Origin of the sequence: uncultured Phycicoccus sp., from assembly GCF_947495705.1 — a bacterium.
Classification (GTDB): Bacteria; Actinomycetota; Actinomycetes; order Actinomycetales; family Dermatophilaceae; genus Phycicoccus.
The window spans coordinates 1-370 of the sequence record NZ_CANLZR010000023.1 but is presented as its reverse complement, the minus strand read 5'-3'; the positions used below and the strand labels follow the sequence as shown (position 1 = coordinate 370).

The 370-nt window shown below is 76.2% G+C and carries 1 pseudogene; it reads left to right on the top strand.

Annotated features, from left to right (window positions below):
* Positions 1-370 (top strand): annotated as a pseudogene (locus Q0963_RS16500) (HNH endonuclease); the annotation flags it as partial.

Sequence of the window (370 nt, the reverse complement as noted above, 5' to 3'; positions counted from 1 at the left end):
ACGGCGGTGCGGCTGCTGGCCGGGCTGGAGGTCGGGCAGGTGCAGCCGGTGGAGGTGCAGCTGGTGATGACGGACCGGGCCCTGTTGGGCACCGGCGACCCGCACGCGACGGTGCACGCCCCGGCCCGTATCTCTGGCCACGGGTCGGTGCCGGCGCCGGTGGCACGGGCGTGGGTTCGCGACGCCGGGCCCGCGAGCGTGTGGCTGCGGCGCCTGTACACCGGCCCGGGCGGGCGGGACCTGGTGGCGATGGACTCCCGGCGGCGGCTGTTCACCGGGTTGCTGCGGCGGATGCTGGTGCTGCGTGACGACGTGTGCACGACCCCGTGGTGCGACGCCCCGATCGTGCACGCCGACCACACCCACCCCG